Source organism: Bacillus sp. FG16 (genome assembly GCF_057809515.1).
Genome location: NZ_JBMDKC010000095.1, coordinates 1 through 21,107, shown reverse-complemented (window position 1 = coordinate 21,107; position 21,107 = coordinate 1). Strand labels below are relative to the sequence as shown.

Sequence of the window (21,107 nt, the reverse complement as noted above, 5' to 3'; positions counted from 1 at the left end):
ATTTGTACATGCTTAAACAAGTGAAAATGTACATGATCATCTTGACATTTACAGCTAGTTCTATAAATTTTTTCAATACAGCTATGTATGAATCTACAGCAATTCTTTCATCTTCTTTTCTCAAATAATAGGGCAAACCTACTTCACCAATCGCAACAATTTCCTCTGCGTTCTGTTCAATAAGTTGATAAATCTGTTCACACTCTTCTTTATGAATCTGTTGCTCTGGATGAAACCCTATCACTGGATATATAAAGGGATACTTCTTCGCTAAAGATAACGTTTCCTTACAAGATTGATAATTCATAGATACCGCAATAAGCCCCTTTATTTCATTACTATTTTCCACCTCTTTCAGTAATCTGCTCTTCTCTTCATCCTTATATTGATCAACATGTATATGACTATCAATCCATTTCATCTTTATGCCCCCATAAAAAAAACAAGAAAGGACTTCCTTTCTTGTTTTAGCATCTATATTATTTAACAATTAAGTTTGTTATGATATCAAATAATCCAATACACACTACGGCAACAGTAAAGTAGCTACAGAAATCTTTAATTGGTAACTTCACTACTTCTTCTTTACGCATCCCATTTTTCTCCCTTCTTACTAGATCCCTAATTATTTTTCTATCTGTATCTATTATGCAAAAAATATGACAAATTTACTATCGAATTAACTTACGTAAACCTTACAATGTTGTAAGGTTTAAAAAAGATCCCCATCTTTATTCAGATGAGGATTATTAAAAATTAGTTGGTTTTTCATTCTTCATTACAAACAGAAAGTAATATATTGAGACTTTCTAGTTACACTATATGAAAATTACTATCTTTTGACTATCGAATTACATTACAGAAGGCTTACATGTTTGTAAGTTATGTGTAATGTAATTCGATAGTTTCCCTTACTTATATTTCGTACAATAAAGTTAGAAAGTAAGCCAAATAAGAAGAACACTCACATAACCAAATTACATTGCTAGTAGCTACTCTTCTTATACCTTTCACCTATGCTACTACAATGTACCCCCTTCCCCTTTATATAATAAAAAAGCCTTAGTCTATATGGACTAAGGCTTTTTGTTAATTTCAAAAATACCCTTACCCAGTATTTTTATTTTCGACAAAAAATAGCTGGGGGTATATTTTACTATCTCATCGTTAAAAGTTTGCTCTTCGCATTTATAGGAATATTTGCAACCTCAATTTCTTCAATCGATTCACCGTAACGTCCTTTTGCAAAAACCTTTAATGCTTCATCTCTCTTTAACATATGCTTAACCGTTTTCTTTATTTTCTGCTCTCTACCACGTTCATCGAATGCAATAAATTCATATTCATACCACTCATCACCAATATGCTGACCAATTGTATTCACAACCGTATAGTATTCTTTCGTCTTATACAGTGGATTATATTTATCGATAACCGGTCCAAGTTTCGTAGGCAGTAACATTACTACTATCACTATCATCGCTATTATAGTAGTGATCATTTTTTTCTTCATAATAAACATTCCTCCTCTGCAGGATATATATACATCCATTTTAAAAAGGGGGAATAAAATCTACTATTGAATCTCATTACATTACACTTACATTTTTGTAAGAATTAAAAAAGGTGAACGAATTTACTCGTTCACCTTTTAGCTTGCTTTAAAGCCACCGCCAAGCACATCACGTACATCATGTATAACAACGAAAGCATCTTCATCTACCCGACTAATAACTTGTTTTAACTTAACAAGCTCTTGTTTATTAATAACAACATATAAAACTTCTTTATTTTTACCAGTATATCCGCCGCGCCCTTCTAATACAGTAACACCGCGTGTCATATTTTTCGTAATAGCCTCACGAATTAAGTCTGGTTGATTCGAAATAATCGTAACAGCCGTTTTTGTGTCCATTCCTTCTACAATGAAATCAATCACCTTCGCTCCGATGAACACAGCTACAAGTGTATACATTGCCTTTTCTTGCCCTATTATAAATACAGAACCAGCAATTACAACAATATCAATAATTAGTACGCCTTTACCTACGCTCCAACCTAAATATTGATTTGCTAACTGAGCTAAGATTGCTGATCCTCCCGATGTACCTCCGGCTTTGAACATACAGCCTAATCCAATACCCACAAATAAACCAGCAAATAAAGCTGCTAATAATGTATCACTATTTACATGATACTCAATATGTTCTGTAACGTATAAAAACAAAGATGTTTCTACAATCCCTAAAATTGTATAAATCATTGTTTTCTTATCAAAAAATTTATAACCAACAGCTAGTAAAATTGCATTTATAGCAAAGTTCACAATTCCTGGTGACCAATCAAATAAGTAGTACGTAACAACCGTTAAACCAATAATTCCACCTTCCGATAAACGGTTTGGAATTGCAAAGTAATTAATACCAATTGCGAATAATAATGAACCAATTGTAATTAGTGTTATTTCCTTTATACGTTGATTAACCATAGTTCATACCCTCCCCCCATTTGACATTGTATCACTATCTCCTAGAGGTTTAGAAGTGGTTTTTATTCCGCATTTTCCCTGTTAAAAATTGAAATATTATGTTTAAACAGAGGGGTGATTAATTATTCATATTTGCTCTAACTGCAAGGACAAATTGCTCCACATTCCCTTTCTGAATATACTTAGCGCGAATGGTTTCATGATTACAAGTAAATTCAAAATACGGATGAAAATCTATGCTATCTATATGCAAATATGAATACTCTTTAAATGTTGAAGAATAGTACGGAAATTTCCCGTAAAAAAGGAGACGTCTAGTAGTGGCAACAAAAACCCCATGTTGATACGATAATATAAAATTATCCTTCTCAAATATCCCTACCACAAAAGCCAGAATCTTTTCATCATCATCTACATACTTTTTCATACTCGATAAAAGTTCATTCATGCATATTCCTCCAAATTCTATTCATTGCATTAACACTTGAAAAGAATCCATGGATTATTACAAACCGGTTTAACTCCTTTATAAAGTATGAAACGCGTTTCCTGTCAAAGATATTTCAAAAAAATAATCCGTTATGCGATTATACACATAACGGATTAAAATTAAACTGTAGAGCGTTCCACAAGTTCGTATGGAATTTCCAGCTTTTCTTGTTCAGAACTCTCGTCATTCACTTTTCTATGCAACATTTCAAAAGCAGTTTTCCCTATCTCCTTTAAATTTTGATCAATAGTTGTCAGTTGTAACACTTGTGAGATAGGTTGATTATCAAAGCCAATAATTGCTAAATCCTCAGGAACTTGAATGCCTAATTTTTCAACCTCTGTCATAACCCCAATCGCAACCTCATCGCCTGCTACTATTAATGCTTCAGGAAGATCCTGCATCTCTTTTAACTTATGAGCTACTTTCACACCATCTTCTAGTGTAAAACATTCTGTAAAAATCCATTCTTCATTAACCTCTTCATCTATAGATTGCAATTGATGTTTATAAACATCAAAACGCTTTTGACTACTCGGCCCTAATTTTCTTCCCGTACAATAACCAATTTTTTTATAACCTTTCTCAATCAAATAATCCATTCCTAATTGAAAGGCCGCTGAATGATTCGTATATACACTTGAGATGTTTGAAATATCATTGTCTTCACAAGCAATTATTGCGCCGCAAGAAGCATACGGTTCTATCGTTTCCCAATCATTTGCACGTGAACAAATAATAAGACCATCCAATTGTTTTGTTTTTAACATATGTAAACTTTTCATTTCTTCTTTTTTATTATAATTCGTTTGGCAAAGTAGCACCCTGTAATTATGCGCTAACGCAGTCTCCATCATTCCGCTCACCATCGCATCAAAACACGGATGATTAATATACGGTAAAATCACACCAACAATATTCGTTTTTCCTTTTGATAAATGAACAGCATTTGCGTTTTGCGAGTAATTCAATTTCTCAACTATCTCTATAACCGCTTTTCTTTTTTCTTCACTTACATATGGGTGATCATTCAACACTCTCGAAACAGTCGTAACTGAAACTCCCGCCATCTTTGCAATATCTTTAATATTAGCCATACACTCACCTCTACCTTTAACTTAATGAATCTCAGGAACATATGTCAAATCTTCTTATCATTACACCTTCATTCGTTTCTCTTACAAAAGTGTAATTTTTCTGTAAGCTAATTCGATAGTGACTTTCCGCAACATTTCATACAATTAAGTCAGAAACAGGGTAACAACTATTCGAAAAGGAGCGGATTAATATGATGAACAAAATGAAAACAAACAATTTCTTAAATACAATGGGCATGGTATTTTCCGCTCTTATTGATGCAAAAGCTGTTGCTTCTACATTAAACAAGTAAGGAGAATATATTATGAATAACATCACTTTTAACAAATTAGATTTTTTAGGACTAGCTAGTGGCTCGATTCTTCTTACTGCTTTTATTTACGCCGCTACGCTTGTATAACTTCGTGTCCCCTTTCCCCTTTATTATAAATAGTAATAGAAAAGACGACCGTCTATGCCCGGTCGTCTTTTCTTATTTTTGATTTGATTGCAAAGCTTCTTTTAACTCCTCAAACTTCTCATTTAATTGATCTGTCATCATTTTCATAGCGGTTTTTCGATCTATTTGTTCTCCAGCCTCAATTTGAATTGGATCTCCAAAAATCAATTGTGCCTTTTTCCCCTTTATTAATTCTTTTACACTTGATGGACCAACATAAGCTGCTGGTACTAACGGAACATTAGAACGCATCGCAATTGTCACAGCACCCGCTTTTAATGAAACATCTTCCGCTGATCTCGTTCCACTCGGAAAAATTCCTACTACCTTTCCTTCTTTTAATAAACGTGATGGTATTTTAAGTGTACTTGGTCCCGGATTCGCACGATCTACAGGGAATGCATTTACATTTTTAAAGAACCAATTTTTGAATTTACCTTCAAATAACTCTTTTTTTGCCATGTAATGAATTTGAGTTGGATACATCCCTGTAGCTAACATTAATACATCCATAAAACTTGTATGTGTACACGCAACAACATACGGTCCACCTTCTGGTAGCTTTTCTCTTCCTTGTACTTCTACTTTCCCAGCTGTTTTAAATATATATTTCAACAAAAATGTAATTGGTTTATACATTTGTTTCGTTCCTTTCTAAACATCCGAAGTATAATCATATTCTTATAATAATTATAACACTAAGTTTTAGGAGTTGGTAATAAAATTAAGGATGAATTGTTAAATTTCAATTCTTACAAAAGTGTAATTTTCTTGTAAGCTAATTCGATAGTTACTTCTTACTATATTTCATACAATTAAGTCAGAAACAGGGCAACAATTATTCGAAAAGGAGTGGATCAATATGATGAACAAAATGAAAACGAACAATTTCTTAAATACAATGGGCATGGTATTATCAGCTCTTTTCGATGCAAAAGCTGTTGCTTCTACATTAAACAAGTAAGGAGAATGTATTATGAATAACATTGCTTTTAACAAATTAGATTTTTTAGGATTAGCTAGCGGCTCTCTTCTTCTTACTGCTTTCATTTACGCTGCTACGCTTGTATAACTTTGTGTCCCCTTTCCCCTTTATATAGAAAAAGACGACCGTCTATGCCCGGTCGTCTTTTTAATTTTTTCTTTCTTTCAATTCTTTTAAAAGCTGTATCAGCTCAGCTTGTTGTTTTATCTTTTTACGACCATTTCGATTAATTGCCGCAAGCTCACAGGCAACTCCGACGGCGAAGAAAAACAATAAACTTTCTAACATGTGAAATCCTCCATTTGCCTATTAAACAGCTTGACGTAATTGCTCTTCTTGTAAAACTCTCTTATTTATATTTTCTTCTTTTCTCTGACAAACGTTATTGCGAATAAGCGCTGCAATAACAAGTACAGTCCCTATAATATCAAACATTGTGATTTGATACCCTTGCATCATCATAATAGCTAAAGTCGTAATTGGTACAAAATTAATAAATAAAATCCCATTAATGGATGATAAAATTTTCACACCGTAGTTCCAAGCAAGTAGCGCTACAATACCTGGCAATGTCATCATAAATAACAAATCATATTTTACAATAGAAATCGTTCCCATACTCGGAACTGAAATATATCCAAGCGACGTAATAATTACCGTTATAATTCCTGTAACAGTCGTACCGAATACACACGTCAACGTAGAATAACGTAATGTTGACCAATCACTACATGTTTGACCACCCATCGTATAAATAACCCAGCCTACAACACCAATAAATATAAATGCTAATGAGAACATATTATCTTTCAATGTTACAAAGAAACTCATGTCACCTTTTGTAATAACAAACACAGCTCCTACAAAAGCAATAACCATACTCGTTATCATATACTTCTTCGGTTTTATATGCTTATATCCCCATAAAATACAAATAGAAATCATCGGCATAAGTGCTTCCATAATGGAAGCTACCATTACACCCGACTTACCCATTAACATTTGCCCTAAAAATATGAGGACATTATATACTGTAAATGCCATCGTTCCAAAAAAGACGAGTAACTTTCCTCTTCCCTCTAAACGAAATGCCTGTTTTCCTTCTTTCATTAACAACAATACAATCAGTACGATCGCCACCGCTCCATAGCGAATAAGCGAAAAATAAAATGGATCTATGTATTCTAGCGCATGATCAGCAACTGGAAACATCGCTCCCCATGACATACTCGCAATTAAACAAGCTAAAGCCCCTATTATCATTTGACCTCTTCTCACCGCAATCCCCCGTTTCTTTCTATTTGCACAAAGAGAATTGTAAAAGAAAAAATATATCACGTAAAATGATTCAAAATGATGTTAACTATCATTTATAATGATAGTTAACATCAAGGGGGATTACAAAATGGAATTAAGAGACTTACAAATCTTTAAAAGCGTTGCCGACCAGGGTAGTGTAAGTAACGCAGCAAAGGAATTAAATTATGTACAATCAAATGTAACTGCACGTATTAAACAACTAGAAAACGAATTAAAAACCCCACTCTTTTACCGCCATAAACGAGGCATGACTTTAACAGCTGAAGGAAGAAAAATGCTCGTTTATGTTAATAAAATTTTGCAAGATGTCGACGAACTAAAACAAGTATTTTTAGATAGTGAAACACCCTCCGGTATATTAAAAATCGGTACAGTAGAAACAGTAAGTACATTACCTACCATTTTATCTTCTTACTATAAAAGCTATCCGAATGTCGATTTATCATTACAAGCGGGTCTAACAGAAGAATTGATTAGAGAAGTACTTGATCATCAATTAGATGGTGCCTTTATATCAGGTCCTATTAAACATCCACTAATCGAACAATACGATGTTAGTACAGAAAAATTAATGCTTGTAACACAAAATAAAGCTTTTCATATAGAAGAATTTACAACAACGCCTCTACTCGTTTTTAACCAAGGATGTGGATACCGTTCCAAACTAGAACGATGGCTGAAAGACGAAGGTTTGCTACCAAAAAGAATTATGGAATTCAATATATTAGAGACAATATTAAACAGCGTTGCACTCGGCCTCGGAATTACACTCGTACCACAGTCTGCTGTCCATCATCTTTCTAAAGCAGGTAAGGTACATTGTCATGCAATCCCTGAAAAATACGGCAGTATTTCAACGGTTTTCATACGCCGTAAAGATAGCTATATGACGAATTCAATGCGTAGTTTTTTAAAAACAATTGAAGAACATCATCATATCAATATGCTGTGAAAGACATTCTTACATGAATGTCTTTTTTTCTTACAAAAGTGTAAGTCTTTCGTAAGCTAATTCGATAGTTGCAAGTGGACATATTTCCTATAATTAAGACATAAGCAGGGCAACAACAATTCGAAAAGGAGCGGATACGCATGATGAACAATATGAAATCAAATAAATTTTTAAATACAATGGGCATGGTGCTATCCGCACTTGTCGATGCAAAAGCTGTTGCTTCTACATTAAACAAATAAGGAGAGATTATAATGAACAACATTACTTTCAACAAATCAGACTTTATCGGACTTGCAAGTGGAGCTACTCTTCTTACGGCTTTCATTTATACACTTGCTCAAGGTCTTGTTTAACACTTTGTTTCCCCAAACCCCTTTATATAGAAAAGGCTGCTCGTCTTATAGACAAGCAGCTTTTTAGTTTGTTTCATATATAATTTGACCTGTTTTCGTAATATCATATCCGCCAATTGCATTTAATTCATTATGAAATTCTTCCGATTGCAGAATGTCTTTCATGACTTCAATCAGCTCTTCATTTTCTTTATTCTTCAAAATTACTAAATCATACTGTTCTTTCATGATTGGAATAAAGTCCACATTTACAATTTGCGAAAACTTTTCTGAACCTACTCCTACATCAGCTTTTCCATTTGCAACTTGCGTGGCAACACCCAGATGATTCGATTCTTCCCATTCATATCCACTAATATCAGCTTTATTTAATTTTTGGATTCGTAATTGTTCATCCACTAACACTCTAATACCAGAACCCTTTTCTCGATTTACAAACTTTATAGTGGATCCGGATATGTCGGCCCATGTCTTTATTTTCTTCGGATTTCCTTTTTGGACATAAAACCCTACATTTCTGGACAATAAATTAATCATAATACATGGCTGTCCTACTAAAATGCGTTTTACATAAGGAACATTATATGTACCCGTTTCACCATCAAACAAATGCAAACTAACGATACTTCCTTCTCCTTGATACATTTTCACTAAACTTGTTAAGCTACCTTGATACGCCCTTAAAACATTAGAACTTGGCAAACGGTTTTCTATACGTTTAGCTAACATATCTAACGTTAGTTCTTGACCACTAATAATACACGTGTTCAAGATACTACTACCATCGTTTTTTACAGGAGTAACTTGTACCTTTCCTGTTTTCATTTGTTTTATATATTGATCTAAATCTGCTGCATCAATGCGCATCTGTCTACCAACTCTATAAGAAGGCAGTTCTCCTTTTTTAATTAAGTCGTATACAGTTAATTTTGATACTTTTAATCGCTTCGCTACTTCTTCCGTTGTGTAGGAATGATGATCCATAGACGATTCCTCACTTTCTTCCTTCATTGTAACAAAGAAAAGAATATTTCTCCTATATTAAAAAACAACTACATCGTTCAAATTATATTCAATTATAACTAGTTATATCTAGTTATAATTAGTTATAATTAGATATGTCAAAACGAAAGGGGATTTTTTTATGAATAAATTTACATTACGTTCTATTGGGGCACTTATACTTTCTTTCCTTCTTATATTTAGTGCTGCTTGTACAAGTGGGGAAAAGAATACAAAGTCAGCTGCTAAAGAGGATAAAACAGTTGAACTTACTATCTCAGCTGCTGCAAGCTTACAAGATGCATTAAAAGAAATTGAAAAACAATATAAAGAAAAAGAACCAAATATTAAACTTTCTTTTAACTTCGGTGCTTCTGGAGCACTTCAACAACAAATTGAACAAGGTGCACCTGCTGATTTATTCTTCTCTGCAGCAGAAGATAAATTCCAAACCCTTGTAAAAAAAGGATTCATTAATGAAAAAGAGGGGAAAAATCTTCTTGGAAATGAACTAGTTCTAGTCATCCCTAAAGATAGCTCTCTTACAAAATTTCAAGATTTAAAAGATGAGAAAATCAAAAAAATTGCACTTGGTACACCTGAATCTGTACCTGCTGGAAAATATGCAAAGGCTTCTCTAACACACGAAAACCTTTGGAATGATGTTCAAAATAAAGTCGTATTTACAAAAGATGTTCGCCAAGTGTTAACATATGTAGAAACAGGGAATGTCGATGCTGGTATCGTATACAAAACAGATGCTCTCATTTCAGATAAAGTAAAGATTGGTGAGACAGCAGCAGCTACTTCTCATGAGCCAATCCACTATCCTTTAGGTGTTATAAAGGAATCTAAACATAAGAAAGAGGCGACTTCAGTTTATGAGTATTTGCAGTCAAAAGATGCACAATCTATCTTTAAGAAATATGGATTTACAGTCCTGTCGTAATTACTATGAGCATTGATGCTATTATATCGCCTGTCTTTCTATCTTTAAGAGTAGCTGCTTGCGCCACTATTCTCGTTACAATTTTAGGGACGATTGTCGGGCGAGTATTAGCTCGCTCCTCATGGCGATATAAAGTACTATTAGAAACCATTTTTTTATTACCAATGGTACTTCCACCAACTGTTATCGGCTTCTTTCTCATTATCATGTTTGGAAACAACAGCCCGATCGGAAAGTGGATCGAATCATTATTTCAGCAGTCTATTATGTTCACATCTACTGCTGCGATTATCGCTTCTACAGTTGTTGCATTTCCGCTTATGTACCAATCAGCAAAAACGGGATTTTCTATCGCAAATGTACAAATTGAAGAAAGTGCTCGTGACCTTGGCGCAAGTGAATATCAAGTTTTTCTGCACGTTACACTTCCGCTCGCATTTCCTGCCTTACTAAGCGGGATGATTTTGAGCTTTGTCCGCGCGCTCGGTGAGTTTGGTGCTACACTCATGTTTGCCGGGAATATTCCTGGTAAAACACAGACAATCCCAACTGCAATTTACATGGCCATTGACGCAAGTAATATGCAACTCGCCTGGACACTTGTGATTATCACTATTAGTATGTCACTCGCATTTCTCCTATGCATTCAGCTTATTAATAAAAGAATTAGTAATTCTTAAAGCAGCTTTTTTGAAGCTGCTTCTTTATTTCTTAGGAAATAAAATATACCATCGGGAAATAACTGAATTTTACCTTTTATTAAAATATACATTTTATTTGAATTCACTTTCTAAAATAGGCAATTTCCTGTTATTATATGGAGGTGTTTCAAAAAATGAAGAAATGAAAACGCATTTATATCGTAAGTTCTTCATCCTGTTTTAGCGATCGGTAATCTTCTACTCTATTAGTGGGGCATTACCGATCGTTAGAACGATATGTAATTATATTGGTATAGAAAACCGAAGGGAGTCTTGTAATGGACATTTTATTAGCGCTTCTTCCTGCAATTGCATGGGGAAACATCTTATTAGTAAGCGTAAAAATGGGCGGTGGTGCATATAGCCAAACGGTAGGTATGACAATCGGTGCTCTATTCTTCGCAACAATCATGTATGTATTTACTCAACCAGCTTTAACAATGACAGTCTTAATTGTTGGTTTTATTTCAGGTTTATTCTGGGCTTTAGGACAAGTAAACCAATTAAAAACAGTTGAAAAACTAGGTGTTTCAACTACTGTAACGATTTCTACTGGCATGCAACTTGTTGCAACTTCTATCTTTGGGGTTATCGCTTTCCGTGAGTGGACTACTACTACAACGATCATTCTGGGAACGATTGCAATCCTATTAATCGTAGTTGGTGTTGTATTCACATCATTAGATGATAAAGAAAATGCTCAGCCACCAGGACAATTGAAAAAAGGTCTTCTTACTTTAATTGTTTCTACTTTCGGCTATCTTGTATATGTAATTATTATTCGTTGGTATAATATCGACGGTTGGTCTGCTATTTTACCACAAGCAGTTGGTATGTTTGTTGGTGCGGTTGTACTGACGTCTAAACATAAACCATTTAACAAATATGCAATCCGTAATGCTTTATCTGGTTTACTATGGGGAACTGGAAACTTATTCTTACTTCTTTCATTACCACGTGTTGGAGTAGCAACAAGCTTCCCATTATCTCAAACTGGAATCGTTATCTCAACATTCGGCGCAATTGTCTTCTTAGGTGAAAAGAAAACAAAACGTCAATTGATCTTTATTGCACTAGGTAGTGTTTTAATTATCGGCGGCGCTGTATTACTTGGTATGACAAAAGCATAATCTTATATTCTATTAGTAACCCCCTGAAGCATATATGCTTCAGGGGGTTTTTTAATTCTAATTTTTTTCTAGATATAATTATTTGTATGTTCTTGCCCCTTATAATTACTCTTCCACTCTAGCAAACCAGCTACACATATAAAGAGATTAATAACAGCTAATATTAGCATGACGTATAAACCAGTAGAAATATAAATTACAACGCTAACTACATTATATAAAATCCATAAATGCCAGTTTTCTAATATTTTTCGACTTAACATAAATTGAGCCACTAGTCCCAATACAGCATTTAAAGCGTCTAAATATGGACTTGTTGACTCTAAATAACGGACTTGATAATAACCCCAACCAATCCAAGCAACTAAAATAAAACTTATATAAAAAGTCCACCCTTTCAAATCTAAACGAACTGTTGCTTTTACCTCTCCCTCCCCACTTCGTGCAATCCAATAATACCAACCATATACATTAAAGATAAATTGAAAAGCAGCTAATACTGCCATTGCATATAAACCTTGTGTAATAAAAATGTATAGAAATACCGCAACAGTAATCATGCCAAATAAAAAGTTGGATACTTTTTCTCTCGCTAATAACCAAACATTAATGATCCCCATAATTGATGCAAAAATTTCAATATAACTCGATTGAATATACAATCCAACTAATACACAAATAATACTAGAAACAAGTAAAAAAAGTGGACTTCTAACCATATTTATCTCTCCCCAGATGTGTAATAAATTCCCTATCACCAGTATAAGGAATAGCCCTTTCCTTTACCATGAATTTCCGCCTTCTCATTATCCATTCCATCTACGGTAAGTCTTTTCTTTTTACAAAATTCTCTTAAAGATGATATCGTTTTTATAACATATCTCTACTAGAAAGGAATAAAGGATATGCCTAACAAACATCGAATTTTATTTATTGGTGCTGGTCGTATGGCAGAAGCTATATTTTCCGGATTACTTAAAACAAGCAAAGAGTACATCGAAGAAATTATCATCTCTAACCGAAGCAACGTAGAAAAGTTAGAACAATTACAAAGGCGATATAATGTGTCTATTACAACGGATTGGAAGCAGCATATTACATCTGTCGATACGGTTGTTTTAGCAATGCCACCTTCTGCTCATGAAGAGTTATTAGCTGAGCTATCTCCGTTAATATCAAATCAACTTGTCGTAACAGTAGCAGCTGGCATTGGACCATCTTATTTAGAAGCTAGACTCCCAAAAGGCACGCCTGTTGCTTGGATTATGCCTAATACAGCTGCTGAAATTGGAAAGTCTATCTCCTTATATACAATGGGACAATCAGTAAACGAGATGCATCAAGAAACCCTGCAACTGCTTTTAAGAGGTATTGGTACTTCGCAACTTTGTACTGAGGAAGAAGTCCATCAGCTTACTGCAGTTACTGGAAGTGCACCAGCCTTCCTTTATTACTTTGCTGAAAGCTTAATTGAAGCAACAAAAAGTTATGGAGTCGATGAAGAAACCGCAAAACATCTTGTCATTCAAATAATTTCTGGCTCTGCTTCTATGCTCGAACAAACGCAAGATCCAGCTAACCTCCGCGAACAAGTAACAACGCCAGGTGGTTCCACAGCTGAGGGTCTCAAAACTTTATACGAATATAATTTTTCAGAGGCAATTCAAAAAGCAGTAGAAGCAACAAACAAAAAAGCTAGGGGGAAATAATATGATTTTAACAAGTTTAAAAGACTATACAACATTACATAACGGTGTAAAAATGCCTTGGTTTGGTTTAGGTGTTTTTAAAGTAGAAGATGGTTCAGAAGTAATTGATTCTGTAAAAGCAGCAATTAAAAATGGCTACCGCAGCATCGATACTGCAGCAATCTATCAAAATGAAGAGGGCGTTGGACAAGCGATTCGTGAATCAGGTGTTTCACGTGAAGAATTATTTATTACCTCAAAAGTATGGAATAGCGATCAAGGATATGAAACAACACTTCAAGCATTTGAAACTACATTAGAGAAATTAGGTCTAGAATATTTAGACTTATATTTAGTACATTGGCCTGTAAAAGGGAAATATACTGAATCATGGAAAGCATTAGAAAAACTTTATAAAGATGGCCGTGTTCGCGCTATCGGTGTGAGTAATTTCCACATTCACCACTTACAAGACGTATTTGAAATTGCTGAAATTAAGCCAATGGTCAACCAAGTGGAATACCACCCACGTTTAGCACAAGAAGAGTTACATGCATTCTGTAAAGAACATAACATCCAGCTTGAAGCTTGGTCACCATTAATGCAAGGACAACTACTAGATAATCCAACGTTACAAGAAATTGCGACAAAATATAATAAATCAACTGCGCAAATTATTTTACGCTGGGATTTACAAAACGAAGTTGTAACAATCCCTAAATCAATTAAAGAACATCGCATTATTGAAAATGCAAACATCTTCGACTTTGAATTAAGTGCTGATGATATGAAAGCAATTCAAGCTTTAAATGAAGATCGTCGCGTTGGTCCAGATCCAGATAACTTTAACTTCTAAGCGAAAAACCACTGCCATATGCAGTGGTTTTTTTATTTAAGAAAACTGAAAATTTAAACTATATTTCATTTGGTTGACACTTCATTGTTCAAGGTGTAAGATTTTGAATTATCAAAGAAACACAAAAATTAATAAAATTTATTCGTTTACTCATTGTATCAAGAGAGGTGGAGGGACTGGCCCTTTGAAACCTCGGCAGCAGGTTCATTTTGAATACTGTGCCACTTCCTGCAAGCTTTATGCTTGAAAGATAGAATGAGGGACTTCGTTTATATACGGGTGCATAACTTGTACGTAAAAATCCCTCTTTCTCAATATGAAAAGAGGGATTTTTTATTTTTCATTTCCCTCATCATCATCCAAACTTAATTATTTAGGAGGAAAATCAAATGAAAAAGAAGTTTGTACCCGGTATTGCATCAGTTGTAGGAGTAAGTATTTTATTAACTGGTTGCGGTAGTTATAAAAACGAAGCAAGCGGAGCAAATGCAAAAGACGAGGCACCTAGTAAACAGGTTTTAAATTTATCTTCACCTACTGAAATACGAACAATGGATACGGCCCGTGCTACAGATACTGATTCTGGTCAAGTAATGAGAAACGTATTTGAAGGTTTGTATAATCTTGGTGAAGGTAACAAACCTGTCCCTGGCGTTGCAAAATCTCATGAAGTAAGTGGCGATAAAACGAAATACACATTCCACCTGCGAGATTCAAAATGGTCAAACGGCACTCCTGTTACAGCGAAAGATTTTGTGTTCGCTTGGCAGAGAGCCGTAGATCCAGCAACAGCCTCTGAATACGCATTTCTATTCTTTGATATTAAAAATGCAACAAAAATTAACAATAAAGAACTTCCAGCCGACCAACTTGGTGTAAAAGCAGTTGATGACCATACGTTTGAGGTAGAATTGGAACGTCCTGTTCCGTATTTTATTAGCTTAACAGCGTTCCCAACATTTCTACCAATTAACGAGGAATTCTTTAAAGCACAAGGTGATAAGTACGCTTTAGAAGATAATACAATCTTGTACAATGGAGCTTTTACACTAAGCGATTGGAAGCACGAACAAAGCTTTAAATTTAAGAAGAACCCTACCTATTGGGATAAAGATACTGTCAAACTAGAAGAAATCAATTTTAACGTCGTAAAAGAAAAATCAACAGAAGTAAATTTATTCGAGTCAAAACAATTAGACCGTATAAAACTAACATCTGACTTCGTTGATAAATATAAAAAAGATGCCAACTTTAAAGAACGTCCAAACGTAGGCGTACAATTTTTACGTATGAATCAACAAAACAAAGTACTTCAAAACGTTTCTGCACGCCAAGCAATTGATCAAACAATTGATAGAAAATCCTTTGTAAATACGTTATTAAATGATGGCTCTACACCAACATTTGGTCTCGTTCCAAAAAACTTTGCAAAAGGACCTGAAGGAAAAGAATTCCGTACTGCAAACGGCGATTTAACAAAAGTTGATACAAAATCCGCACAAAAGTTATGGGAAAAAGCTAAACAAGAGCTTGGTTCTGAAAAGATAACATTAGAATTATTAACGAGTGATGCTGACCTTGATAAGAAAACTGGTGAATTCTTAAAAGGACAACTAGAAAAGAATTTAGATGGCTTAACAGTAAATATAAAACCGCAACCGCGTAAGCAACAAGTTTCGCTTTTATTAAAAGGTGACTACGAAATCGGAATTGATGGCTGGAGCCCTGACTTTGCGGATCCAATTACATTCCTTGAGCTATTTACAACGAATAACCCTTATAACTTAGATCATTACTCTAGTAAGGAATTCGATGAAACAATAGCAAAAGTGAAAACAACTTTAGCTGGTGATGAAAAAGCTCGCTGGGAAGCATTACTAGAATCCGAGAAAATATTATTTAAAGACACTGTTATCGCTCCTCTTTACCAAAAAGGCGAATCTTATTTAGAACGTTCTTATGTGAAAGGAATTGTACAAGTAGACTTTGCAGGTCAATTAAACTTCAAGTGGGCAAAAATTGAAAAATAAAGTAAAACCGTAATAAGTGGGGGTTCTTCATCCCCACTTATTATTAGCCCTCACCAATTGTTTTTTTAGCAAAATATATTAAAAGTAGGTTCTCTCACACAAGAGAATCTACTTTTTTAATATATTATTCCAAGAAATTAACATTCTATTTTTATTATTGACATATAGTTCTTTCCAGTGTTAATATTCTAAATAATCAAAGAAACAAAATATTTCACCATCAAAATATAATGTCTACTACGTTGAAACATATAACGATAGATTATAGCTCAACATGTATATACATATAGAACACCTGATTACCTATAAACAAATATTTATAATAGGTTTTATCTCCTTCTATAGCTCTACTTCAAGACATGGACATTATGACGTTACGAACAACACATTTAGGGAGGAACGAACAATGAAGAAAAAAGTTGTACCTGTTGTTGCATCTGTTTTAGGGGCAAGTCTATTACTAACTGCTTGTGGGGGAAATAAAGATAATGCAAGCGGAGCGAAAGCAAACGATAAAGTACCTGATAAACAGGCAATTAACTTATCATTCGCTTCAGAAATTCCAACAATGGATGTTGCAAAAGCAACGGATGGGGAATCCATGAATGTAATGCGAAATGTTTTTGAAGGTTTATATGCAATGGGAGAAGATAATAAACCGATTCCTGGTGTTGCTGAGTCGGTCGACATTAGTCCCGATAAAACAAAATATACATTCCATCTGCGTGATTCAAAATGGTCAAACGGTACTCCTGTTACAGCAAAGGACTTCGTCTTCGCTTGGCAACGTGCCGTAAATCCTGATACAGCAGCTGAATATGCATTCTTATTCTTCGATATAAAGAATGCGAAACAAATAAACCAAAAACAATTACCGGTTGATCAATTAGGTATTAAAGCTGTTGATGACAAAACTTTAGAAGTACAACTAGACCGTCCTGTTCCTTACTTCTTAAGCTTAACGACATTCTCAACATTCTTACCAATTAATGAAGATTACTTAAAGTCTCAAGGCGATAAATACGGTTTAGAAACAAATCATTTAATTTACAACGGTGCTTTCACATTAGATAACTGGAAACATGAGCAAAGCTTCCAATTGAAGAAGAATCCTAACTATTGGGATGCTAAAACTGTAAAATTAGAAGAAATCAACTTCAATGTCGTTAAAGATAAGTCTACAGAAGTTAACTTATATGATTCAGGACAAATTGATCGCGTTGCTTTAACTGCGGAGTTTGTTGATAAATATAAGGGCGATCCAAACTTCAAAGAACGCGCTGAAGTTGGCATTCAATTTTTACGACTAAATCAAAAAAATGAAACATTAAAAAATCAACATGCACGCCTTGCTATTAACGGAGCAATGAATAAGAAAGCATACGTAGAAACAATTTTAAATAACGGTGCTGTTCCAGCTGAAGGAATGGTTCCTGCGAAATTTGCAAAAAGTCCTGATGGCAACGACTTCCGTAAAGAAAATGGAAATCTAGTGAAAGATGATGTGAAAACAGCGAAAGAAAACTGGAAAAAAGCGAAGCAAGAACTTGGTACTGACAAAGTAACAATTGAACTCTTAACAAGTGATAATGCTTTAGCTAAAAAGACTGGTGAATATTTAAAAGGTGAACTAGAAAAGAACTTAGATGGATTAACAGTGAATTTAAAACCACAACCACGTAAACAGCAGTTAAAACTACTGTTAAGTGGTGACTATGAAATTGGTATTGATGGCTGGGGCCCTGACTTCGCTGATCCAATTACATTCTTAGATTTATTTACAACAGATAGTGCTTATAACTTCGATAAATACTCTAACAAAGAGTACGATGAGCTCATTCATAAAGTGAAAACAGATTTAGCTGGCGATGAAAAAGCATGCTTTGAAGCAATGAAGCAGGCTGAAAAAATTCTATTACAAGACGGCGCTGTCGCTCCTTTATACCAACAAGGTCGTTCTTACTTACAACGCTCTTTCATTAAAGGACTTGTAACAACTGACTTCGGCGGTGAATTTAACTACAAGTGGACAGAAGTTGCAAAATAATAAGTAATAATAAAAAGGTATCCAATTGAAGGATACCTTTTTATTTTATGCTTCTTTAATTATAGAATTACTTCTCTTTACCATCCCTTTTATACCTATGGTAATTCCTGCTACCCATTTTGTAACTAGTACAATAAGTAATAATACAATAATATTTCTCTCCCAATCAACTTCACCAAATATTATTGTATGATAACCGTCTGTTACGGGAAATCCCCCTAATCTAGTGATAAATATTTGCGTATCAATAATAAGAAGGCAAACAAAAAGATTATCAATTCTCTTCATAGCTCTCTTTTTGCATTGAACCAAAACTCATCATAAATATAAACACAAACATCAAATATGTTCTCCACGTCAAAGAAGGTATATGCCCTGACCAAAGATAGCTAATCAAATAGTTAATCCCCATAATACAAGAAGATACTACTAAACTAATGCTTATGAGTTTTACATATTTGAACATATCTTTTCTCCTTACTTTTCTATCTCTTCAAATTGCAGATTTACCGGCTCTTCTAGGAGTGTTTCATAAAAGTTTTCAGCCAAATCTGTTGAAGGAATTTTTCCATCCACTTCATCAAATCGAATACTATCTAGCCACACACAACCTTCTCCTGATAATAAAACACCAAATGCAATACCAAGCGCTCCTTCTTTTATATCTAATACAACCGAGTACGATTGCCAGTTATTCGTATTTTTAATGGGGCGATTTTGCATATTATCCATAGCGAGCGGTTCTGTATCTTTTCCATCTACTCGCATCCACAATCCTGCCCAATCTCTTACGCTTTCACTCTTAACAAACGCTGTAAAACGTAATCTCTTCCCTACATATTTATCTGCTCGGAACATTTGCATTAATGTTGAAAATCCTCCGTGCGTAACATTCTCTTTTGCTTTTATGTATGCAGATACTTTCCCTTGATGGACAACTTCATAATCTAAACCCATCTCATATTCAGCAGGATGACTTCCACTTAAGATCCATCCTTTCGGTATACCTTTTTGCATTGAAACACCCTCTCCTCTTTCTATATAAAATGACTGGAAGTACTTTCGATATTTCTTTGGTGGCAATTGAAACATTCTTTTAAAAGCTCTCGTAAAGGCCTCTTGTGAGGAAAAACCATATTGCATTGCAATATCAATAACAGGTCTTTCAGTCGATACTAAAGCCTGTGCAGCATGAGTTAATCTTCTCTTTCGAATATAATCCGTTACACTCATCCCAATATACCTTTGAAAAATACGATGAAAATGGTACATCGATACCGCACTGCGAGATGCCACTCTTTCTGTTGTAAGCTCCTCATGTAAGTGATTCTCTATATATTCAATTGATTTTTTTATTATCTCTTTATATTCTTCATGCATTTTAGTCCCTCCCTCACAACTTCAATTTACCATATACATACAAATCAGTTTTGATTTAAATTGCGGATTAATCCTTGAAGCTACAAGTCAAAATTTTATTTTCAACACATACATAATTACATGATTTTAGGAAAAACTTGTATAGAACAAATTTACATAAGGAGGAATTTATAATGAGAATTTTACTATCAGTTTTATTAGCTCTTATGCTAGTACCTGCATTAACAGGATGTAAAGCTCCTGCAAAGGAAGACACGACTTCTAATAAAAAGACTACAGAAGAGGCAAAGAATGAAGCCCCTGCTGATTTAAAACTAAATTTCAATGAATTCGATTTAAAGGCAGACTACCAAGATACTAAGAAAGACTACGAAGCAGACTATAAAAATGTAGCAGCTGATAAAAAAATGGAAGCAAAAATTGAAGATCATAAAGCAGATGTAAAATTAACAGGAGATGAGGCTATCACAAAATTAAGCCCACTTCTACAAGAATTAAAATTTGATAAAGATACTCCTGACCAAGAAGTAATCGATCAAGTAGCGAACGTGTTCAAACTTGATAAAGACTACCAAAAATTCGATTTAGAAGTTGTCTTCTCTGATGGAACGAAAAAAGAATACAAAAGAGAAATAAAATAAAGAAGTAGGCGATTGCCTACTTCTTTATTTTTTAATTTTTGCGTATCTTAGTTCTGGACTAGAACCGATAATGAACTGAACACCAGATACTGATGGTTTTTGTAAATATGAAGCACTTGGGAAAATAATTGGGATTAATGGTGAATCTGTAAACATAATATCTTCCGCTTTATGCAATAAGTCAAAACGCTTATCTTCGTTTTGTTCAACTTTTGCTTCTTTTACTAAAGCGTCAAATTCTTTATTATGCCATTTTGCATAGTTATTCGGACCATCACCTGCATATAAATCTAGTTTAGTAATTGGATCTAATAAAGAGCCGCCCCATCCCATATAAGCTAATTGGAAATCACTTTGCTTGTATGTGTCGATGTAACTCTTCCATTCTTTATTTTCTAATTTAATATCTACACCAAGATTTTTCTTAAACATTTCTTGCATTGCTTCTGCTACTTTTTTATGTTGTGTATCTGTAGTGAATTTTAATGTTACTTCAGGTAATGTATATAAGTTACGTTTAATATTTTAACAATTGTTCAGTTCCTAACCTTTGAA

General features: G+C 34.2%; 25 protein-coding genes, 1 pseudogene and 1 riboswitch. Of the genes and pseudogenes, 12 read left to right on the top strand and 14 right to left on the bottom strand.

Annotated elements, in window-relative coordinates; all coding sequences use genetic code 11:
• From ACODS7_RS25480 to ACODS7_RS25460, 5 genes are all read right to left on the bottom strand, one after another.
• Window positions 1-421, bottom strand: a 421-nt coding sequence (locus ACODS7_RS25480; protein ID WP_488827864.1) for a TatD family hydrolase, incomplete at its 3' end; no start/stop codon positions are given.
• Between the two features lie 735 nt (window positions 422-1,156).
• Window positions 1,157-1,513, bottom strand: a complete 357-nt coding sequence (locus ACODS7_RS25475) for a YxeA family protein (RefSeq protein WP_016083971.1) — start codon at window positions 1,511-1,513, stop codon at window positions 1,157-1,159.
• Window positions 1,514-1,651: 138 nt separating this feature from the next.
• Window positions 1,652-2,488, bottom strand: a complete 837-nt coding sequence (locus ACODS7_RS25470; protein ID WP_000248045.1) for a YitT family protein — start codon at window positions 2,486-2,488, stop codon at window positions 1,652-1,654.
• 118 nt (window positions 2,489-2,606) lie between these two features.
• Window positions 2,607-2,936, bottom strand: coding sequence for a PH domain-containing protein (locus ACODS7_RS25465; protein WP_243169029.1), 330 nt, complete (start codon window positions 2,934-2,936; stop codon window positions 2,607-2,609).
• Window positions 2,937-3,097: 161 nt separating this feature from the next.
• Window positions 3,098-4,075 carry a LacI family DNA-binding transcriptional regulator gene (locus tag ACODS7_RS25460; RefSeq protein ID WP_029441447.1) on the bottom strand — a complete coding sequence of 326 codons (978 nt, stop codon included), beginning with the start codon at window positions 4,073-4,075 and terminating at the stop codon, window positions 3,098-3,100.
• A gap of 305 nt (window positions 4,076-4,380) precedes the next feature.
• Between ACODS7_RS25460 and ACODS7_RS25455 the strand changes: the two genes are divergently transcribed.
• Window positions 4,381-4,476, top strand: coding sequence for a DUF3948 family protein (locus tag ACODS7_RS25455; RefSeq protein WP_001059999.1), 96 nt, complete (start codon window positions 4,381-4,383; stop codon window positions 4,474-4,476).
• Window positions 4,477-4,548: 72 nt separating this feature from the next.
• Here ACODS7_RS25455 and ACODS7_RS25450 read toward each other — a convergent pair whose 3' ends face one another.
• On the bottom strand, window positions 4,549-5,154 hold the full coding sequence (locus ACODS7_RS25450; RefSeq protein ID WP_000277778.1) for a lysophospholipid acyltransferase family protein: 606 nt from the start codon (window positions 5,152-5,154) through the stop codon (window positions 4,549-4,551).
• A gap of 337 nt (window positions 5,155-5,491) precedes the next feature.
• Here ACODS7_RS25450 and ACODS7_RS25445 point away from each other — a divergent pair, with 337 nt between their 5' ends.
• Complete coding sequence (locus tag ACODS7_RS25445; protein WP_001059387.1) at window positions 5,492-5,587, top strand: DUF3948 family protein; 96 nt, start codon at window positions 5,492-5,494, stop codon at window positions 5,585-5,587.
• 60 nt (window positions 5,588-5,647) lie between these two features.
• On the opposite strand, the gene ACODS7_RS25440 is transcribed toward ACODS7_RS25445, so the two are convergent.
• Both ACODS7_RS25440 and ACODS7_RS25435 read right to left on the bottom strand, forming a co-directional pair.
• Window positions 5,648-5,788, bottom strand: coding sequence for a YrzO family protein (locus tag ACODS7_RS25440; RefSeq protein ID WP_000894065.1), 141 nt, complete (start codon window positions 5,786-5,788; stop codon window positions 5,648-5,650).
• Between the two features lie 21 nt (window positions 5,789-5,809).
• Window positions 5,810-6,778: a DMT family transporter gene (locus tag ACODS7_RS25435; RefSeq protein WP_016083974.1), complete on the bottom strand. Its 969-nt coding sequence runs from the start codon at window positions 6,776-6,778 to the stop codon at window positions 5,810-5,812.
• Between the two features lie 127 nt (window positions 6,779-6,905).
• On the opposite strand from ACODS7_RS25435, the gene ACODS7_RS25430 reads away from it, so the two are divergent.
• Window positions 6,906-7,772 carry a LysR family transcriptional regulator gene (locus ACODS7_RS25430; RefSeq protein WP_000423024.1) on the top strand — a complete coding sequence of 289 codons (867 nt, stop codon included), beginning with the start codon at window positions 6,906-6,908 and terminating at the stop codon, window positions 7,770-7,772.
• A 254-nt stretch (window positions 7,773-8,026) separates the two neighbouring features.
• On the top strand, window positions 8,027-8,128 hold the full coding sequence (locus tag ACODS7_RS25425; protein WP_001060018.1) for a DUF3948 family protein: 102 nt from the start codon (window positions 8,027-8,029) through the stop codon (window positions 8,126-8,128).
• A gap of 63 nt (window positions 8,129-8,191) precedes the next feature.
• Here ACODS7_RS25425 and ACODS7_RS25420 read toward each other — a convergent pair whose 3' ends face one another.
• Window positions 8,192-9,112, bottom strand: a complete 921-nt coding sequence (locus ACODS7_RS25420) for a substrate-binding domain-containing protein (protein WP_016083977.1) — start codon at window positions 9,110-9,112, stop codon at window positions 8,192-8,194.
• 160 nt (window positions 9,113-9,272) lie between these two features.
• On the opposite strand from ACODS7_RS25420, the gene modA reads away from it, so the two are divergent.
• The 3 genes from modA to ACODS7_RS25405 all read left to right on the top strand — a co-directional run bounded on the left by modA (window position 9,273) and on the right by ACODS7_RS25405 (window position 11,910).
• Window positions 9,273-10,079: a molybdate ABC transporter substrate-binding protein gene (gene modA / locus ACODS7_RS25415; RefSeq protein ID WP_029441446.1), complete on the top strand. Its 807-nt coding sequence runs from the start codon at window positions 9,273-9,275 to the stop codon at window positions 10,077-10,079.
• A gap of 5 nt (window positions 10,080-10,084) precedes the next feature.
• Window positions 10,085-10,759 carry a molybdate ABC transporter permease subunit gene (gene modB / locus ACODS7_RS25410; RefSeq protein ID WP_029441445.1) on the top strand — a complete coding sequence of 225 codons (675 nt, stop codon included), beginning with the start codon at window positions 10,085-10,087 and terminating at the stop codon, window positions 10,757-10,759.
• Window positions 10,760-11,058: 299 nt separating this feature from the next.
• Window positions 11,059-11,910 (top strand): GRP family sugar transporter, encoded by an 852-nt coding sequence (locus ACODS7_RS25405; RefSeq protein WP_000353546.1) that lies wholly within the window; start codon window positions 11,059-11,061, stop codon window positions 11,908-11,910.
• 68 nt (window positions 11,911-11,978) lie between these two features.
• On the opposite strand, the gene pnuC is transcribed toward ACODS7_RS25405, so the two are convergent.
• A complete protein-coding gene (pnuC, locus tag ACODS7_RS25400; protein ID WP_016083980.1) occupies window positions 11,979-12,629 on the bottom strand; it encodes a nicotinamide riboside transporter PnuC in 651 nt (216 codons plus the stop codon).
• A gap of 186 nt (window positions 12,630-12,815) precedes the next feature.
• Between pnuC and proC the strand changes: the two genes are divergently transcribed.
• The 4 genes from proC to ACODS7_RS25380 all read left to right on the top strand — a co-directional run bounded on the left by proC (window position 12,816) and on the right by ACODS7_RS25380 (window position 18,531).
• The gene (gene proC, locus ACODS7_RS25395; RefSeq protein WP_243169028.1) at window positions 12,816-13,619 is read left to right on the top strand and encodes a pyrroline-5-carboxylate reductase; all 804 of its coding nucleotides are present in this window, start codon (window positions 12,816-12,818) and stop codon (window positions 13,617-13,619) included.
• 1 nt (window position 13,620) lies between these two features.
• Window positions 13,621-14,454: an aldo/keto reductase gene (locus ACODS7_RS25390; protein WP_000604196.1), complete on the top strand. Its 834-nt coding sequence runs from the start codon at window positions 13,621-13,623 to the stop codon at window positions 14,452-14,454.
• Window positions 14,455-14,606: 152 nt separating this feature from the next.
• Window positions 14,607-14,711: riboswitch (SAM riboswitch) on the top strand.
• Between the two features lie 132 nt (window positions 14,712-14,843).
• Window positions 14,844-16,484 (top strand): peptide ABC transporter substrate-binding protein, encoded by a 1,641-nt coding sequence (locus ACODS7_RS25385; RefSeq protein ID WP_243169027.1) that lies wholly within the window; start codon window positions 14,844-14,846, stop codon window positions 16,482-16,484.
• A 406-nt stretch (window positions 16,485-16,890) separates the two neighbouring features.
• Window positions 16,891-18,531, top strand: coding sequence for a peptide ABC transporter substrate-binding protein (locus ACODS7_RS25380; protein ID WP_243169026.1), 1,641 nt, complete (start codon window positions 16,891-16,893; stop codon window positions 18,529-18,531).
• Window positions 18,532-18,576: 45 nt separating this feature from the next.
• Here ACODS7_RS25380 and ACODS7_RS25375 read toward each other — a convergent pair whose 3' ends face one another.
• From ACODS7_RS25375 to ACODS7_RS25365, 3 genes are read right to left on the bottom strand one after another with little or no spacing between them, the layout of a single operon-like run.
• Window positions 18,577-18,819, bottom strand: a complete 243-nt coding sequence (locus tag ACODS7_RS25375; protein ID WP_043937310.1) for a hypothetical protein — start codon at window positions 18,817-18,819, stop codon at window positions 18,577-18,579.
• Window positions 18,806-18,997 (bottom strand): hypothetical protein, encoded by a 192-nt coding sequence (locus tag ACODS7_RS25370; RefSeq protein ID WP_016083986.1) that lies wholly within the window; start codon window positions 18,995-18,997, stop codon window positions 18,806-18,808. The genes ACODS7_RS25375 and ACODS7_RS25370 overlap by 14 nt, the downstream gene beginning before the upstream one ends.
• Window positions 18,998-19,008: 11 nt before the next feature.
• On the bottom strand, window positions 19,009-19,911 hold the full coding sequence (locus tag ACODS7_RS25365; RefSeq protein ID WP_029441440.1) for a helix-turn-helix transcriptional regulator: 903 nt from the start codon (window positions 19,909-19,911) through the stop codon (window positions 19,009-19,011).
• A gap of 173 nt (window positions 19,912-20,084) precedes the next feature.
• On the opposite strand from ACODS7_RS25365, the gene ACODS7_RS25360 reads away from it, so the two are divergent.
• Complete coding sequence (locus ACODS7_RS25360) at window positions 20,085-20,552, top strand: YusW family protein (protein WP_016083988.1); 468 nt, start codon at window positions 20,085-20,087, stop codon at window positions 20,550-20,552.
• A 24-nt stretch (window positions 20,553-20,576) separates the two neighbouring features.
• Here the strand turns inward: ACODS7_RS25360 and ACODS7_RS25355 are convergent.
• Window positions 20,577-21,056: pseudogene (locus ACODS7_RS25355) on the bottom strand (ABC transporter substrate-binding protein); the annotation flags it as partial.
• Window positions 21,057-21,107: the final 51 nt, after the last annotated feature.

Bases quoted from the DNA above. Each gene is read 5' to 3' on its own strand.
- modA (WP_029441446.1), top strand. From the start codon at position 9,273: ATGAATAAATTTACATTACGTTCTATTGGGGCACTTATACTTTCTTTC.
- ACODS7_RS25455 (WP_001059999.1), top strand. From the start codon at position 4,381: ATGAATAACATCACTTTTAACAAATTAGATTTTTTAGGACTAGCTAGT.
- ACODS7_RS25465 (WP_243169029.1), bottom strand. From the start codon at position 2,936: ATGAATGAACTTTTATCGAGTATGAAAAAGTATGTAGATGATGATGAA.
- ACODS7_RS25360 (WP_016083988.1), top strand. From the start codon at position 20,085: ATGAGAATTTTACTATCAGTTTTATTAGCTCTTATGCTAGTACCTGCA.
- ACODS7_RS25475 (WP_016083971.1), bottom strand. From the start codon at position 1,513: ATGAAGAAAAAAATGATCACTACTATAATAGCGATGATAGTGATAGTA.
- ACODS7_RS25375 (WP_043937310.1), bottom strand. From the start codon at position 18,819: ATGAAGAGAATTGATAATCTTTTTGTTTGCCTTCTTATTATTGATACG.
- ACODS7_RS25470 (WP_000248045.1), bottom strand. From the start codon at position 2,488: ATGGTTAATCAACGTATAAAGGAAATAACACTAATTACAATTGGTTCA.
- ACODS7_RS25440 (WP_000894065.1), bottom strand. From the start codon at position 5,788: ATGTTAGAAAGTTTATTGTTTTTCTTCGCCGTCGGAGTTGCCTGTGAG.
- ACODS7_RS25420 (WP_016083977.1), bottom strand. From the start codon at position 9,112: ATGGATCATCATTCCTACACAACGGAAGAAGTAGCGAAGCGATTAAAA.
- ACODS7_RS25450 (WP_000277778.1), bottom strand. From the start codon at position 5,154: ATGTATAAACCAATTACATTTTTGTTGAAATATATATTTAAAACAGCT.
- ACODS7_RS25460 (WP_029441447.1), bottom strand. From the start codon at position 4,075: ATGGCTAATATTAAAGATATTGCAAAGATGGCGGGAGTTTCAGTTACG.
- ACODS7_RS25445 (WP_001059387.1), top strand. From the start codon at position 5,492: ATGAATAACATTGCTTTTAACAAATTAGATTTTTTAGGATTAGCTAGC.
- ACODS7_RS25425 (WP_001060018.1), top strand. From the start codon at position 8,027: ATGAACAACATTACTTTCAACAAATCAGACTTTATCGGACTTGCAAGT.
- ACODS7_RS25430 (WP_000423024.1), top strand. From the start codon at position 6,906: ATGGAATTAAGAGACTTACAAATCTTTAAAAGCGTTGCCGACCAGGGT.
- ACODS7_RS25370 (WP_016083986.1), bottom strand. From the start codon at position 18,997: ATGTTCAAATATGTAAAACTCATAAGCATTAGTTTAGTAGTATCTTCT.
- proC (WP_243169028.1), top strand. From the start codon at position 12,816: ATGCCTAACAAACATCGAATTTTATTTATTGGTGCTGGTCGTATGGCA.
- ACODS7_RS25405 (WP_000353546.1), top strand. From the start codon at position 11,059: ATGGACATTTTATTAGCGCTTCTTCCTGCAATTGCATGGGGAAACATC.
- ACODS7_RS25365 (WP_029441440.1), bottom strand. From the start codon at position 19,911: ATGCATGAAGAATATAAAGAGATAATAAAAAAATCAATTGAATATATA.
- ACODS7_RS25380 (WP_243169026.1), top strand. From the start codon at position 16,891: ATGAAGAAAAAAGTTGTACCTGTTGTTGCATCTGTTTTAGGGGCAAGT.
- pnuC (WP_016083980.1), bottom strand. From the start codon at position 12,629: ATGGTTAGAAGTCCACTTTTTTTACTTGTTTCTAGTATTATTTGTGTA.
- ACODS7_RS25385 (WP_243169027.1), top strand. From the start codon at position 14,844: ATGAAAAAGAAGTTTGTACCCGGTATTGCATCAGTTGTAGGAGTAAGT.
- ACODS7_RS25390 (WP_000604196.1), top strand. From the start codon at position 13,621: ATGATTTTAACAAGTTTAAAAGACTATACAACATTACATAACGGTGTA.
- modB (WP_029441445.1), top strand. From the start codon at position 10,085: ATGAGCATTGATGCTATTATATCGCCTGTCTTTCTATCTTTAAGAGTA.